The sequence below is a fragment of the Rhodosalinus sp. genome (assembly GCF_041685465.1).
Taxonomy (GTDB): domain Bacteria; phylum Pseudomonadota; class Alphaproteobacteria; order Rhodobacterales; family Rhodobacteraceae; genus Rhodosalinus.
The window spans coordinates 1-14846 of the sequence record NZ_JAWLFS010000051.1 but is presented as its reverse complement, the minus strand read 5'-3'; the positions used below and the strand labels follow the sequence as shown (position 1 = coordinate 14846).

General features: G+C 69.7%; 16 protein-coding genes. 4 read left to right on the top strand and 12 right to left on the bottom strand.

Going from position 1 to position 14846, the window contains the following annotated elements; genetic code table 11:
* Window position 1: 1 nt before the first annotated feature.
* Window positions 2–988 (bottom strand): cobaltochelatase subunit CobS, encoded by a 987-nt coding sequence (cobS, locus tag ACESL7_RS05380; RefSeq protein WP_372892206.1) that lies wholly within the window; start codon window positions 986–988, stop codon window positions 2–4.
* A 138-nt stretch (window positions 989–1126) separates the two neighbouring features.
* Here cobS and tgt point away from each other — a divergent pair, with 138 nt between their 5' ends.
* Entirely contained in the window at window positions 1127–2257 is a 1131-nt protein-coding gene (gene tgt / locus ACESL7_RS05375) for a tRNA guanosine(34) transglycosylase Tgt (RefSeq protein ID WP_372892204.1), read from the top strand.
* A gap of 79 nt (window positions 2258–2336) precedes the next feature.
* The gene (locus ACESL7_RS05370; RefSeq protein ID WP_372892203.1) at window positions 2337–3278 is read left to right on the top strand and encodes an Acg family FMN-binding oxidoreductase; all 942 of its coding nucleotides are present in this window, start codon (window positions 2337–2339) and stop codon (window positions 3276–3278) included.
* A gap of 3 nt (window positions 3279–3281) precedes the next feature.
* Here ACESL7_RS05370 and ACESL7_RS05365 read toward each other — a convergent pair whose 3' ends face one another.
* The 6 genes from ACESL7_RS05365 to ACESL7_RS05340 form a co-directional block, all read right to left on the bottom strand.
* Entirely contained in the window at window positions 3282–5087 is a 1806-nt protein-coding gene (locus ACESL7_RS05365; protein WP_372892201.1) for an AMP-dependent synthetase/ligase, read from the bottom strand.
* 10 nt (window positions 5088–5097) lie between these two features.
* Window positions 5098–5892 carry an ABC transporter ATP-binding protein gene (locus tag ACESL7_RS05360; RefSeq protein ID WP_372892199.1) on the bottom strand — a complete coding sequence of 265 codons (795 nt, stop codon included), beginning with the start codon at window positions 5890–5892 and terminating at the stop codon, window positions 5098–5100.
* A gap of 78 nt (window positions 5893–5970) precedes the next feature.
* Window positions 5971–7176, bottom strand: coding sequence for an ABC transporter substrate-binding protein (locus ACESL7_RS05355; RefSeq protein ID WP_372892197.1), 1206 nt, complete (start codon window positions 7174–7176; stop codon window positions 5971–5973).
* 49 nt (window positions 7177–7225) lie between these two features.
* A complete protein-coding gene (locus ACESL7_RS05350) occupies window positions 7226–8293 on the bottom strand; it encodes a branched-chain amino acid ABC transporter permease (RefSeq protein ID WP_372892195.1) in 1068 nt (355 codons plus the stop codon).
* Window positions 8290–9294: a branched-chain amino acid ABC transporter permease gene (locus tag ACESL7_RS05345; protein WP_372892193.1), complete on the bottom strand. Its 1005-nt coding sequence runs from the start codon at window positions 9292–9294 to the stop codon at window positions 8290–8292. Before ACESL7_RS05345 ends, ACESL7_RS05350 begins: the two co-directional genes overlap by 4 nt.
* A 10-nt stretch (window positions 9295–9304) precedes the next feature.
* Window positions 9305–10066, bottom strand: a complete 762-nt coding sequence (locus ACESL7_RS05340; RefSeq protein ID WP_372892191.1) for an ABC transporter ATP-binding protein — start codon at window positions 10064–10066, stop codon at window positions 9305–9307.
* Window positions 10067–10288: 222 nt separating this feature from the next.
* On the opposite strand from ACESL7_RS05340, the gene ACESL7_RS05335 reads away from it, so the two are divergent.
* The gene (locus ACESL7_RS05335; RefSeq protein ID WP_372892189.1) at window positions 10289–10723 is read left to right on the top strand and encodes a thioredoxin domain-containing protein; all 435 of its coding nucleotides are present in this window, start codon (window positions 10289–10291) and stop codon (window positions 10721–10723) included.
* A 7-nt stretch (window positions 10724–10730) separates the two neighbouring features.
* Here the strand turns inward: ACESL7_RS05335 and ACESL7_RS05330 are convergent, their stop codons facing one another.
* The 5 genes from ACESL7_RS05330 to ACESL7_RS05310 form a co-directional block, all read right to left on the bottom strand.
* On the bottom strand, window positions 10731–11939 hold the full coding sequence (locus tag ACESL7_RS05330; protein ID WP_372892187.1) for a geranylgeranyl reductase family protein: 1209 nt from the start codon (window positions 11937–11939) through the stop codon (window positions 10731–10733).
* Window positions 11940–11990: 51 nt separating this feature from the next.
* On the bottom strand, window positions 11991–12200 hold the full coding sequence (locus ACESL7_RS05325) for a hypothetical protein (RefSeq protein ID WP_372892185.1): 210 nt from the start codon (window positions 12198–12200) through the stop codon (window positions 11991–11993).
* A 99-nt stretch (window positions 12201–12299) separates the two neighbouring features.
* Complete coding sequence (locus ACESL7_RS05320) at window positions 12300–12863, bottom strand: L,D-transpeptidase (RefSeq protein WP_372892183.1); 564 nt, start codon at window positions 12861–12863, stop codon at window positions 12300–12302.
* A 153-nt stretch (window positions 12864–13016) separates the two neighbouring features.
* Complete coding sequence (gene cutA / locus ACESL7_RS05315; RefSeq protein WP_372892181.1) at window positions 13017–13331, bottom strand: divalent-cation tolerance protein CutA; 315 nt, start codon at window positions 13329–13331, stop codon at window positions 13017–13019.
* A 93-nt stretch (window positions 13332–13424) separates the two neighbouring features.
* Window positions 13425–13631, bottom strand: a complete 207-nt coding sequence (locus tag ACESL7_RS05310; protein WP_372892179.1) for a cold-shock protein — start codon at window positions 13629–13631, stop codon at window positions 13425–13427.
* Between the two features lie 437 nt (window positions 13632–14068).
* Between ACESL7_RS05310 and ACESL7_RS05305 the strand changes: the two genes are divergently transcribed.
* Window positions 14069–14548, top strand: a complete 480-nt coding sequence (locus tag ACESL7_RS05305; RefSeq protein WP_411289488.1) for an REP-associated tyrosine transposase — start codon at window positions 14069–14071, stop codon at window positions 14546–14548.
* The last annotated feature ends 298 nt before the right edge of the window (window positions 14549–14846 follow it).

Here is a 14846-nt window from a genome sequence, read left to right as displayed (position 1 = left end):
TTCAGCTCAGGCTGGTGTTCGCCGCGCTCTCGGGCAGTTCCTCGTTGAAGCAGCGCTGATAGAACTCGGCCACCGTCTGGCGCTCCAGCTCGTCGCACTTGTTGAGGAAGCTCACGCGGAAGGCATAGCCCACGTCGCGGAAGATCTCGGCGTTCTGCGCCCAGGCGATCACGGTGCGCGGGCTCATCACGGTGGAGAGGTCGCCGTTCATGAAGGCCGTGCGCGTCAGGTCGGCCACGGTGACCATCTGCTTGACGGTCTTGCGCCCGTGCTCGGTGTTGTAGTGCGGCGCCTTGGACAGGACGATCGACACCTCGGCGTCGATGGAGAGGTAGTTCAGCGTCGCCACGAGGCTCCAGCGGTCCATCTGGCCCTGGTTGATCTGCTGCGTGCCGTGGTAAAGGCCCGTCGTGTCGCCGAGGCCCACGGTGTTCGCCGTGGCGAAGAGGCGGAAGTGCCTGTTCGGCGTGATGACCTCGTTCTGATCGAGAAGCGTCAGCTTGCCGTCGGCCTCCAGCACGCGCTGGATCACGAACATCACGTCGGCGCGGCCCGCGTCGTATTCGTCGAAGACGATCGCCGCGGGGTTCCGGAGCGCCCAGGGCAGGATGCCCTCCTGGAACTCGGTGACCTGCTTGCCGTCGCGCAGCTTGATCGCGTCCTTGCCGATCAGGTCGATGCGGCTGATGTGGCTGTCGAGGTTGACGCGCACGGTGGGCCAGTTCAGCCGCGCCGCCACCTGCTCGATGTGGGTGGACTTGCCCGTCCCGTGGTAGCCCTGAACCATCACCCGGCGGTTGTGCGCGAAGCCCGCGAGAATGGCGAGCGTGGTGTCCGGGTCGAACTTGTAGGTGGGATCGGCCTCCGGCACGCGGTCGGTGCGCTCGGCGAAGCCCTTCACCACCATGTCGGTGTCGATGCCGAAAACGTCTCGGACCGAGATGTCCTCGGTGGGTTTCGCGTCGATGTCGATGCCGCCGTCCGCCATGTCGTTCTGTCTTTCCTCTCTGCCGCGCGCTTCGTGCTGCAACATATTCCGGCCCGGTGCAAGGGAAAGGGGCGCGGGCTGTGCGGCCGGTCGGCCCGCGCTTGCACCGCGCGGGCGAATGGCGCAAGGGAGCGGACCATGACCACGCGCGTCTCCTTCGAGTGCCTGGCGACCGACGGCGCGGCCCGGCTCGGCCGGATCGACACGCCCCGCGGCGCGATCCGCACGCCGGCCTTCATGCCGGTGGGCACGGCCGCCACCGTGAAGGCCATGCGCCCCGAGAGCGTCGCGGAGACGGGCGCCGACATCCTGCTCGGCAACACCTACCACCTGATGCTGCGCCCCACGGCCGAGCGCATCGCGCGCCTCGGCGGGCTGCACCGCTTCATGAACTGGGAGCGGCCGATCCTCACGGACTCGGGCGGCTTCCAGGTGATGAGCCTCGCCGACCTGCGCAAGCTCACCGAGCGCGGCGTCACCTTCAGGAGCCACATCGACGGATCGCGCCACGAGCTCACGCCGGAGCGCTCGATGGAGATCCAGCGCTGTCTCGGCTCCGACATCGTGATGTGCTTCGACGAGTGCCCGGCGCTGCCGGCCGACCGCGCGCGGATCGCGGAGTCGATGCAGCTTTCGATGCGCTGGGCGGCGCGCTCGCGCGCGGCCTTCGGCGACCGGCCGGGCCATGCGCTCTTCGGCATCCAGCAGGGCGGGCTCGAGCGCGACCTGCGCGAAGAGTCGGCCGAGGCGCTCAAGGCCATCGGCTTCGACGGCTACGCCGTCGGCGGCCTCGCCGTGGGCGAGGGGCAGGAGGCGATGTTCGGCGTTCTCGACTACGCGCCCGCGATGCTGCCGGCGGACCGCCCGCGCTACCTGATGGGGGTGGGCAAGCCCGACGACATCGTCGGCGCGGTGAAGCGCGGGATCGACATGATGGATTGCGTGCTGCCCACCCGGTCGGGCCGGACCGGGCAGGCCTTCACGCCGCGCGGCGCGGTCAACCTGAAGAACGCGCGCCATCAGGACGACCCGCGCCCGCTGGACGCGGACTGCGCCTGTCCGGCCTGCCGGAGCTATTCGCGCGCCTATCTCCACCACCTCTTCCGCTCGGGCGAGATCCTCTCGGCGATGCTGCTGACCTGGCACAACCTTCAGTATTATCAGGATCTCATGGCGGGGATGCGCGCGGCGATCGCCGAGGGCGGCTTCGCCGCCTGGGAAGCCGCGTTTCACGCCCGCCGCGCCGAGGGCGACATCCCGCCGCTCTGACCGTCTTTGCCCTGCGTCAATGTGCACCCGCCGCGCGCCTGCGAGATGGCACACGCGGACCGGACGACGGAGGGAGCCCATGCCGATCGACATCGACGCAGCGGTGGCGCAGGCCGTGCGCGCGCCGTCGAGCCACAACACGCAGCCCTGGCTCTTCGAGCGGGCGGACGGGGGGCTGCGCCTCTACGCCGACCGGACGCGGGCGCTCCCGGTGAACGACCCGGAGGACCGGGAGCTCACGATGAGCTGCGGCGCGGCGCTCATGACCCTGCGCGTCGCGGCGGCGGCGCAGGGCGCCGGCACGGAGGTGACGCTCCTGCCCGAGGGCGAGGACAGCGACCTGCTCGCCACGGTCGCGTTCGGCGGAGCGGCCGACCCCGCGCGCGCCGCGCTCGCGCCGGCGATCGCGGCGCGCCACACCCATCGCGGCGATTTCGCGGCGGCGTCGGTCGATGCGGAGATCGTGGAGAGGCTCGAGGCCGCGGCCGAGGCCGAGGGCGCGCATCTCGCCCCGGTCGACAGCGACTCGCTGCGCGCCGCGCTCGCCGATCTCGTCGCGGAGGGCGACGCGACGCAATGGGCCGATCCGCGCTGGCGCCGCGAACTGGCCATGTGGATGCACCCGCGTCGCATGGGCGACGGGCTCGCGATGCCGGGGGCGGCGGTGCCCGTGGCGCGTTTCGCGGTGCGCCATTTCGACATGGGCGACCGCATCGGCGCGCAGGACGCAGACCGCGCGCGCGCCGCGCCGTGCCTCGCCGTGCTCGGCACCGAGGGCGACACGCCGCGCGACTGGCTTCGGGCCGGCATGGCCCTCGCGCGCGTCCTCCTTGTCGCGGCGGAGGCGGGCCTTCAGGCGGGCTATCTCAACCAGCCGCTGCAGGTCGCCGCGCTGCGCCCCCGCGTACAGAGGCTGGTGCGGGACGCGGGGCAGCCGCAGGGCGTCCTGCGCCTCGGCCAGCCTGACGGCCCGCCAGCGGCCACCCCGCGCCGCCCGGTCGACGCGGTGCTCCTGCCCTGAGCCTCAGGCGTAGAGCGCCTCGATCCGGTCGCCGTAGGTCTGGTGGATCTTCGCGCGGCGCACCTTCATCGTCGCCGTCACCTCCCCGTCGTCGTGGTCGAGCTCCTTGGGCAGGAGCCAGACCTTCTTGACCTGCTCGACGCGGGCGAGCTTGCCGTTCAGCCGCTCCACCTCCGCGTCGATCAGCGCCTTCACCTCCGGGTTCTCCGCGAGCGAGCGGAAGGTGGTGTAGGCGATGCGCCGGTTCTCGGCCCAGATCCGCACCGTGTCCATGTCGATCTGCACGAGCGCGGTGACGTACTGGCGCCGGTCGGCGATGACGATGCACTCCTTGATGTAGGGGCTCGCCTTCATGACGTTCTCGATCAGCGAGGGCGAGAGGTTCTTGCCGGCCGCGTTGATCATGATGTCCTTCTTGCGATCCACCAGCGTGATCGAGCCGTCGGGCGCGTGCTCGGCCACGTCGCCGGTGTGCAGCCAGCCGTCCTCGCTGAGCGTCCCGGCGGTGGCCTCCTCGTTCCTGTAGTACCCCTTGAAGACGATCGGCCCGCGCACGAGGAGTTCCCCGTCCGGCGCGATCCGGTGCTCGACGCCCTCGACGAAATGGCCCACGCGCCCGTCCGAACAGCCCCAGTCGGGCTGGATGCTCGCGGCGCCCGTGGTCTCCGACATGCCCCAGGCCTCGCGCGCGTTGATGCCGATGCCGCGCACGAAGGCGAGCAGATCCTCCGAGATGGGCGCCGCGGCGGTCACCGCGAAGCGGCAGCGCGAGAGCCCGAGGTAGGCGCGGATGTGGCGGTAGATCAGCAGGTCCCAGAGCCGCCAGCGCAGCCGGTCGCCGAGGCTCCAGCGGTCGCGCCGCTTCGCACCGAGGTCCTGCGCCACCGCGAGCGCCTTGAGCGTCATCGGCCGGCGCAGCCGCCCGGCCGTCGCCGCCTGCACGCCGATCTCGGCCTGCGTCTTCTCCCAGATGCGCGGCACGCCGAAGAAGATCTCCGGCGCCACGTCGCGCAGGTCGAGCCGGATGGTGCGCAGGCTCTCGCCGAAGTTCATCACCATCTGCCCGGCGAGCGCATTGGTCACCGTCACGTTCTGCTCGGCGATGTGACAGAGCGGCAGGTAGCTCAGGATATTGGTCCCCGGCGCGAAGTCACTGAAGATCTGGCGCGCGTAGTCGGCGGCGGCGGAGAGGTTGGCATGGCTGATCATCGCCGCCTTGGGCAGCCCGGTGGAGCCCGAGGTGAAGACCATCATCGCCGTGTCCCCGGCCTTCACCAGCCCCTGCCGCCGCGCGATCTCGCCCTCCTGCGCGGCGAGCACGGCGCGACCGCGCGCCATGAGGGTCTCGAAGCTCAGAAGGCCGTAGTCCTCCACGCCGGCGGTGCCGCGCGGGTCGAAGACGACGAGCCGGCGCAGCTTCGGCAGCTGTCCGCGCAGCTCGAGGATCTTGTCGAGCTGCTCCTGATCCTCGACGAAGAGGATCTCGGTGTCCGAGGCGTTCACCAGATGCTCGATCTCGGCCGCCGGGCTCGTGGGATACATGCCCACGACCACGCCGCCCGCCGCCGCGATCCCGAACTGCGCCAGCACCCATTCCTGCCGGTTCTCGGAGAGGATGCCGCAATGCGCGCCGTGGTCCATGCCGAGGTCGATCAGCCCGGCGGCGAGCGCGCGCGCCACCTCCTCCAGCCCGGCCCAGGTGAGCTCCTGCCAGATGCCGTGCTCCTTCTGGCGCATCGCCACCCGGTCGGGGGCGCTCGCGGCGTGGCCCGCGATCATGTCCACCTGCGTGCGGAAGGTCCGTGCCATGGCGCTCTCCTCAGCTCAGCCAGCGCTTGCGGCGCTTGTAGTGTTTCACGTCCCGGAAGCTCTGCCGCGCCGCCCCCTCGCCCGCGACGCCGAGGTAGAAGCTCCGGATGTCCGGATCGTCGCGCAGGGTCTCGACCGGACCCTCCATCACGATCTGCCCGTGCTCCATCACGTAGCCGTAGTCCGCGACCGAAAACGCGACGCCGGCGTTCTGCTCGACCACGAGGATCGTCACCCCGTCCTCCGCGTTGAGCCGCCGGATCGTGGCGAAGATCTCCTCCACCACTTTCGGCGCAAGCCCGAGCGAGGGTTCGTCCATCAGGATGAGCCGCGGCCGCGCGATCATCGCCCGGCCGAAGGCGAGCATCTGCTGCTCGCCCCCCGAGAGATAGCCCGCGACCTGCCTGCGCCGTTCGCGGAGCACCGGGAAGAAGTCCCAGACCTTGTCGTAATCGGCCTTCGCGTCGCGGCGGTCGAGGGCGTAGCTCGCCGCGATCAGGTTGTCCTCGACGGTCATCTCCGCGAAGATGCGGCGCCCCTCGCGCACGTGAAACAGCCCTTCCTGTACCAGCCGGTCCGGCGCGATCCCGCGGATGTCCTGCCCGCGGAAGAGCACGCGCCCCTCGCCCACCTCGCCGTTCTCGAGCCCCAGGAGGTTCGAGGCGGCCTTGAGCGTCGTCGTCTTGCCCGCCCCGTTGGTGCCCAGAAGGGTGACGATCCGGCCCTCCGGCACCTCGAGCGAGAGGCCCCGCAGGGCCTGCACCACATGGTGATAGGTCACCTCGACGTTCTCGATGGTCAGCACGCGTCCCGCCCTTCTTCTTGGTCCAAATATCCCCGCCGGAGGCAGCCCCGGGCCGGGACGGCCCGGGGCTTCGCGGCGTCAGACGGTGAACCAGTCCGAGGCGGGCGTGAACAGGTTCGTCTCGGCCGAGTACTCGTAGACCCGGCCGGTGCCGATCTTGTTGCCTTCCATGCTGACCGGCACGCCGAAGAAGCCGCCCGAGTCCCAGTCCTGGATGGAGGCCAGCGCCTCGGCGGCGTTCTCGGCGGTGAGTTCCTTGCCCTCGTCGTGGACCTGCCTGAGCGCCATCAGGCCGAGTTCCATCGCGCAGAGCGACTGCAGCCCCCATGTGGGCATGTAGGTCTCGAGCGGCGTGCCCGCGAAGGCCGTCTTCTGATACTCCGCGTAGCGCGCGTAGCGCGGCGCGTTCTCGGCGTCGTAGGAATAGCGGTAGGGCATCACGCCGAGGTAGCCGTCGAGGAAGGGGCCGGACTCGGCCGTCACCCGGTCGGCGATCAGCTTCTCCATGCCCCAGAAGGTGCCCATGAACTTCGTCGGCAGCCCGAACTGCCGCGCGCCGCCGATCAGCTGCGGCCAGACGCCGGTGACGTAGCCCTGCAGGATGCAGTACTCGGCGTTCGACTGGGCGAGCTTGGTGACATGGGTGGGCACGTCGGCCCCCTGTGCCTTGGTGCTCTCCTCGAGCACCACCTCGATGCCGAGCTCCTCGGCCCTGGCCCGCCCGCGCTCGAGCGGGTCGCGCCCGAACTCGGTGTTGGAATAGATGAAGGCGACCGTCGAGCCGCCCTGGTTGGCGATGTTCTGCAGGAGGATGTCGAACTGGTCCTCGTAGGAGGGCCCCGCGAGGTACTGGTAGGGGTTCTTCTCCGGGTTGGCGAGCTCCGAGGCGAAGGAGGTCGAGCCCATCAGCCGCGCGTTCTCGCCCTTCAGCTCGGGCGCGACCAGCTTCATGAAGCCGGTGCTGTCGCCGTAGTAGTAGACGAGGTTCTCCTCGGTGGCGAGCGCGCGCTGGTAGTTGGCGAGCGCGTTCTGCGGCACGTAGCCCGAATCCTCCGCCGTCGTGCGGATCGGCACCCCGCCGATGCCGCCGTCCTCGTTGGCGAGGTCCTCGAACATCTTGAGCGCCGGCGCCACGAGCTGGCCCGCGGTGGCGAAGGGGCCGGTCATCGGCAGCGACGAGCCGAACACGTATTCGCTGGGCTGCGCCTTCACGATCATCGGCGTGCCGATCGCGGCCGAGGCGGCCGCGCCGGTGGCGAGGAAGCTGCGTCTCGTCAGTGTCATGCGTCTCTCTCCCTGGGTTGTCTCGCGGTGTCTTGTCATTGGCCCGCGTTCAGCGGGCGAAGGGCCAGCGGTTGAGCGCGCGCAGCGCCCGGTCGGCCATGTGGTTGAGTCCCAAGGGCTCGAAGAGCAGGAACAGCACGATCAGCAGGCCGAAGGCGATCTCCTGCAGCGGCGCGAGGAGCTGTGCCACACCCGCCACGCCGCCGGTGGCGACGCCGAAGATCGACTTGATCACCTCGGGGACCATGACGATCACCAGAACGCCGAAGACCGGCCCCATCGTGCGCCCCATGCCGCCCACGATCATCGCCGCGACCAGTTCCAGCGAGAGGGCGAGCTCGAACTGCTCGGGCAGGATGCGCGCGTAGAAATAGGCGAAGAGCGCGCCCGAGAGCCCGCAGAGCGCGGCGGAGATCGCGAAGCTCGTCAGCTTGTAGCGCAAGAGCGAGATGCCCATGATCTCGGCCGAATAGTCCCGGTCGCGGATCGCGATGAAGGCCCGCCCGACCCGCGTGCGAAAGAGGTTCTGCACCGCCAGCAGCGTGATCACGCCGAGGGCCGCGATCAGGACGAACATCTCGCGCTTGGTGTCGAGCTGCCAGCCGAGCAGGTTCGGCACCGGCGTGTCGATGCCCACCATGCCGCCCGTCCAGCGCGCGAAGGCCTCCTGTTCGATCAGGAAGATCACGATGAAATTCGCCGAGAGCGTCGCGACGGCGAGGTAGAGCCCCTTCACCCGGAGTGCGGGCAGCCCGACGATTATCCCGACGAGCGTGCTGACCGCGACCGCGAGGGGAATCGCGATCAGCGCCATCATCCCGTCGGGGATCGTCCCGGCGAAGGCCGTGTGGAAGATCGTCACCGTGTAGGCCCCCACCGCGACGAAGGCCGCGTGCCCGAGCGAGATGAGCCCGGTGTAGCCCGTGACCACGTTCACGCCGGTCACCGCGATCAGGAGGATGCCCATCTGGCAGGCGACGAGGATCACGTAGTCGTTGGCGAACGCCGCCATCCCCGCCAGCGCGAGCAGGGAGGCGTAGAAGAAGGCCCGCTTGTTGGGGTTGTCGAAGACGCGCTCGTCGGCGGCATAGCTCGCCTTGAGATTGCCGGTGATCATATCCGCTCGACCTCCTTCTGCCCGAAGAGGCCGTGCGGCCGGATCAGGATCACGATGAGCACAGCGACGTAAGGAACGATCTCGGCCCAGTCGCCGCCGAGCTGCCATTGCGTCAGCGCCTCGAGGATGCCGACGGCGAGCGCCGCGATGAACACGCCGACGTAGGAATCGAGCCCGCCCATCAGCACGATGGCCAGCACCGAGAAGCCGAAGAGCCCGAGCGAGGGCGAGATCCCGTTGCGCGTGGCGAGAATGGCGCCCGCGACCGCGCCGGTCGCCGCGGCGAGCATCCAGGCGCGCGAGAACACCTTCGGAACGGAAATCCCCATGCTGTAGGCGGTGGACTGGTCCTCCGCCGTGGCACGGATCGCCACGCCCGACTTGGTGAAGCGCACCATCGCCACGATCGCTCCGAAGATCAGGAGCGCGACGATCATGTTCACGATGTCGGCGCCGAAGAGGAAGATCGTCGTCTCGCCCACGTCGAAGCGCACCGGGGCGTTGGGGGCGATATGCGGCACGAAATCCGCGTCCGCCGTCCAGACGAGCTGCACCGCGCCCGCGAGGATGGAGATAAGCCCCACCGTGATCATGATCATCGCGAAGACCGACTGCCCCATCAGCGGCCGCATCAGGGTCCGCTCGATCACGAGGCCGAGCGCCGCGTTGGCGAGCACCGCGCCCGCGAGCCCGAAGAGGATGCGCGGCAGGTTCTGCACCCAGTCGAGCACCGGCCCCATGGGCGACATCACGGGCAGCTCTGCGCGCATCGCCGTCAGCCACGCGGGCTGCCAGGAGGCGAGCCACGCGGGCGCCCAGTCCATGCCCGGCACCAGCACCGCGAAGGTGTAGTAGAAATACGCGCCCACCATGATGACGTAGCCATGGGCGAAATTGACGACCTTGGTCGCCTTGAACACCGAGACGATGCCCACCGCGATCAGCGCGTAGATCGCGCCCGACATCAGCCCGTTGATCGCGAATTGCAGGAACTGCCCCATCTTTCCTCCCTCAGGCCGCGGCGCCCAGATAGGCCTCGATCACCTCGTCGTTGCCGCTCACCTCGGCGGGCGTGCCGGCGGCGATCTGCTGGCCGAAGTTCAGCACGACGATGTGCGCGCAGATGTCCATCACCAGCCCCATGTCGTGCTCGACGAGCAGGATCGTGGTGCCGAACTCCTCCTGAACGTCGAGGATGAAGCGCGCCATGTCGGCGGTCTCCTCGCGGTTCATGCCGGCCACCGGCTCGTCCAGCATGAGAACCTTGGGCTGCATGGCCAGCGCGCGGCCGAGCTCGACCCGCTTCTGCAGCCCGTAGGGCAGGGCGGTTATCGGCGCCTTGCGGATGTGGTCGATCTCGAGAAAGTCGATCACCCGCTCCTCGATCTCGGCCCGGAAGGCGAGCTCCTCGCGCCGTGCCGGGCCGAAATAGGCGAGCGCCTGCCACAGGTTGGCGCCGAGCCGCGTGTGACCGCCGAGCTTGATGTTGTCGAGCACCGTCATGCCGCGGAAGAGCGCGATGTTCTGGAAGGTGCGCGCGATGCCCAGAGCCGCGCGCCGGTCCGGCGACAGCCCCGTGATATCCCGGCCCTCGAAGGTGACGCGTCCCTGGTCGGGGGTGTAGAACCCCGAGATCGCATTGAAGAGGCTGGTCTTGCCCGCGCCGTTCGGCCCGATCACGCCCGTGATGCCGCCCGGCGTCGCCTCGAAGCTCACACCCTGCAGCGCCCTGATGCCGCCGAAGGACAGGTGAAGGTCGCTGACGCTCAGCATATGGTTTTTCACTCCCTGTCCGGGCCGGGTCTTCTGCCCGGCTCCGGTCCTCCCTTGCGCCCGGCGCGCCTCCTCCCTGCGCGACCCGGACCATGATGAGCCTAGCCGACGATACCGACCACGCAAAAGTTTTTCGAAGTGCCGCTACGTCACGCCGGGCTTGCACCCGTCGTCGGGGTCTCCATATATCGAAACCCGAATATGTAGGAGCGGAGACACGCCATGAGCGCGGCGAAGAAGATCACCTGCCTCGACTGCGGTCAGGTGAACCGGGTTCCGGCCGAGCGGCTGGGCGCCGGCCCGAAATGCGGGACCTGCGGCGCGGCCCTGATTCCCGCGAAGCCGGTCGAGGTCGATCCGAAGACCCTCGCCAAGGCCGCGCGCACGGACGATCTTCCGCTCGTGGTGGATTTCTGGGCGCCGTGGTGCGGGCCCTGCCGGATGATGGCGCCCGAGTACGACAAGGCGGCGCAGGCGCTGACGGGGCGCGCGCGGCTGGTCAAGCTCAACACGCAGGACTTCCCCGAGGCCGGCGCGAAACACGGCATCCGCGGCATTCCGACGATGGTCGGATGGGCGGGCGGGCGCGAACGCGCGCGCCAGAGCGGCGCGTTGCGTGCGGGCGATATCGAAAGCTGGGCCGCGCGCCTCGGCTGACGCGCGTTCAACTCCGCGCCGGGCGCAGCCGCGCCGCTGTCGCGCGGGCCGCGAGCCCGGGAAGCCGGGCGAGCGCCCGCCGTGCGATGTCGTCGTATTCGAGTTCCCCGCCGAGCATCCGCATGTAGTCGTAACGCAGCCGGCCCGACCTCCGGAAGGCCGAGATGAACCCGTCGCGCAGCCGCGTGCCGTAGACGAGATGGCGCAGAAAGATCGCGTAGCGCAGCGAGCGGTGCATCGGGCGCAGCGCTTTCCCGTAGTGGCGCAACGCCCGATGCGGGTGCCCCCCGCAGAGCGCCTGCGCGGCCGCCTCCGCGGCCATGCGCCCGCTGGCGAGCGCGTGGCCGATGCCCTCGCCCGTCATCGGGTCGACGAGCCCCGCCGCATCGCCGGCGAGCATTACCCCGCCGCGGCCCGGGCGCCGGTGGAAGTGGCCGAAGGGCAGGAAGGCGCCCTGCAGACGCGCCTCTTCGTCCGCGATGTCGAGGAGTGCGAGATAGTCCCGCATCGCCGCCTTCATCGACGGGTTGCGCGCGTGCACGCCGCCGACGCCGACGGTCGTGCTGCCGGACTTCGGAAAGCTCCACCCGTAGCCCCATGCCGCCGCACCGAAATCGATGCGCACGGGGGCGTCCGCACCAGCATCGGGCGCAGGGGGCGCTTCGATCTCGAGCGCGAAGCCGAGGCGTTCGGGATCGGGCGGTGCGCCGTGGAGCGCCCGCGCCACCACACCGGTCGCGCCGTCCGCCCCGACCATCAGCGGCGCGGTGAGCCGCGTGCCGTCGCGCAGCGTCGCCGCCGGGACGTCCGGGTCGATCTCGGCGACGGGGCGCCCGGTGAAATCCGCGGCACCGGCGTCGAGGGCGGCCTCCACCAGATGCGCGTCGAAGGCGACCCGCGTCGTCATCCAGACCGGCGGCACACCCTCGATCCGGCCCAGTGGCGCACCGTCGGCGTAGAACTCGAAGTGCCCGCGCGGCTCCATCAGCGCGTCGGGCGGCGTGCCGCCCAGCAGGGCCGCGGCCTCGCGGCGCGCGCGTCCCGTCACCCCGCCGCCGCAGAGCTTGTTGCGCGGGAAGGCGTGGCGGTCCACGAGCGCGACCCGCAGCCCCTGCGCAGCCCCCCGAAGCGCCGCTGCGGCACCCGCGGGGCCGGCCCCGATCACCAGAAGGTCATACTCGTTCAAGGCGGCGCCCCAGGGCCCGACACGGGCCATCGGTCGAACGCTACATGATCCGGGCCGCCGAAGTCACGCCCTCTGCCGCTGTCAGTATCCGGCGCGTTGGGCCGCCGTATCGAGGCCGCGGGCGCGTGGTATCACGCCCAGCGCCGCCATCGTCGTCAGGCCGAATGCCAGCGCGCTGCCGCCGAGCACGTAAAGCGCCAGAGCAACCGCCCAGCCGGCGCCGAACACCAATGCCGCGACCGCCGCGAGGAGGCCGCCGGCGACGCCGAGAAGAATTCCTGCGAATGCCATCTGCACTGCCTTTCCGAACTTCGTCTGCACCCTCACACCGACAGGTTAACGAATCGAGTATGGCGAAAGTGAGACGCCCGGCGGGCGAAAGCCCGGCAGTCAGAGCCGCACGGTCACCGGCGTTCCCACCGGCACGCGCTCGTAAAGATCGATGACATCCTCGTTGAGCATCCGGATGCAGCCGTTCGAGACCGACTGACCGATCGTTTCGGGCGCGTTGGTGCCGTGGATCCGGTAGTAGGTGTCGCGCCCGTTCCGGAAAAGATAGAGCGCCCGCGCGCCGAGCGGGTTGTCCGGCCCGCCCGGCTGAACCTCGTCGTTGTCCTTGAAGTCCTCGTATTCGTCCGGGTCGCGCTCGATCATCTCGTCGGTCGGCCGCCAGGTGGGCCATTCCTTCTTGACCTCGATCACCGCGTCCCCGGTGAACTCCAGCCCCGCGCGGCCCACGCCGACGCCGTAGCGCAGCGCCTCGCCGGGGCGGTCCACGAAATAGAGGAAATGGCTGCGCGGCAGCACGATCAGGTAGGGCGTGCGGGTCGTTCCGCGCATCGAGACGCGCTGCGGGCGCAGCCGCTGCGGCAGCTGCGCGGCCTGTGCGACCGCGGCACCGGGCAGCGCGGCGGCGCCCGCGGCAGCGGCGATAAGGGTGCGGCGATCGATCATGGCGGGCTCTCCGGTCTGGGACAGTGGTGACGGTATAGTGGCATCGCCGTTCGCAGAATCAACGCCGGAGCCCCGCGCCCGGGTCCGCATCGCCCGCCCGAGGGGCCCGGTCAGCCGTGCGTCGCTGCCCCGCGCAGAGCCGCCCGGTGACCGTCAGCCCGGCGTCTCTTCGCGGATCCAGTCGAGGAAATCCGCGTTCGCCTCCATCGCGATGCGCAGGATCGGCGGGCAGTCGTAGGGGTGCAGGCGCCGGATTTCCGCCTCGGCCCGGTCGGCGAGCGCGGGCCGCGTCTTCAGGAGGAGCGGCACCTCGGTCTCCCGCGCGACCGCGCCCTGCCAGTGAAAGAGCGAGCGGATCGGCGCGTAGCGGTTCGCGCAGGCCACGAGGCGGGAGAGGATCAGCCCCTCTGCGATGGCGTCGGCGGTGGCCTCGTCGGGGCAGTTGGTGAGGATCGCGGTCATCGTCATGGCGCCAGTATTCCCCGGGGGCCCCGGTCGGCGCAAGAAAAAGGGCGCGGCGGATCACCCCGCCGCGCCCCTTGATGCCGGGATGTTGTCGGCTCAGGCGAGGGCGAGGTTCGACGCGGACTCGCGGCCGTCGCGGCCGGTCTCGATGTCGAAGGTCACCTTCTGGTCATCGGCGAGGCCGGTCAGGCCCGCCCGCTCGACGGCGGAAATATGGACGAAGACGTCCTTGCCGCCCGTCTCGGGCTGGATGAAGCCGAAGCCTTTGGTGGTGTTGAACCATTTCACGGTGCCATTGGCCATGTCCGTGGTCTCCTTGCTTGTATGCTGCCCGCAGCATGCGGCAGCCTGGCGTCAGTCGTCCGTATCGATGAACTGAGCGCCGGTAAGGGAGACAGCTGGTCGAGAGGAGTAACGTTAGCCCACGCCGTATGACAGGTTCGGGGCGGGATGGCAAGGGGGATCGGAAGCGGCCTGCACGCGGGCGATTGTCACGCGGCGTCAACTCTGTCATCGGAGGGCACCGGCGCATCCCGCCCCGGCAGGGAAGGACAGCCCCATGGGCTACAACGATTTCGTCGACGCCCGAAAGACCCCCCGCCCGCCTGCGACCCCGAAGCCCGAGACGCCGGCGAAACCGGCCGGGAAGGAGCCGGGCGTGGCGTAGGGTGGCGTAGGGTGCGTGATCTCACGCACCGATCTTCATTCTCCGTTAAACCTGGGTGGGCCATGCAGAGCCCATGCCGAACTACAAGCGTCCCCGCGTTCCCGGCGCCACGATCTTTTTCACCGTCTCACTGCGAGAGCGGGGCGATGACCGTCTCGTGAGCGAAATCGACCGTCTGCGCGATGCGGTGCGCAAGACAAGGGCAGAGCGCCCCTTCCGCATCGACGCCTGGGTGGTGCTGCCCGACCATCTCCACGCCGTCTGGACGCTGCCCGCGGGCGAGGCGGACTTCTCGACCCGCTGGCGGCTGATCAAGACGCGCTTCTCGCGCGGCTTGCCCGCCGGGCCACGCCGGTCGAGCGACATCGCGCGTGGCGAGCGCGCGATATGGCAGCGCCGGTTCTGGGAGCATCACGTCCGGGACGAGGAGGATCGGGCGGGGCTGATTTCGTATTGCCATATCAACCCGGTGAAGCACGGATTGGTAACGACGCCCGAGGATTGGCCGTATTCGTCGCTGCATCGCGAGAGGCGGTCGGGGCGTTGGGCGTAGGGTGCGTGATCTCACGCACCTGCGGGGGAGGGTGTGGGCGTGGGCGGGCAGTGCGTGCGAGCACGCACCCTACGTTCGCGTTCATCCGGTATTGCCACATCAACCCGGTGAAGCACGGAGTGGCGGAGACGCCCGAGGAGTGGCCGTTTTCCACGGTTCACCGGGAAATCCGGCACGGAAGATGGCCGTAGGGTGCGTGATGCCACCCACCCGTGGCGGCCGGGCGCAGGGCGGTGCGTGCGAGCACGCTTGCGGCGGCATGATCGGCCGCCGCGTGCGAACACGCGCCTCCGGCCAC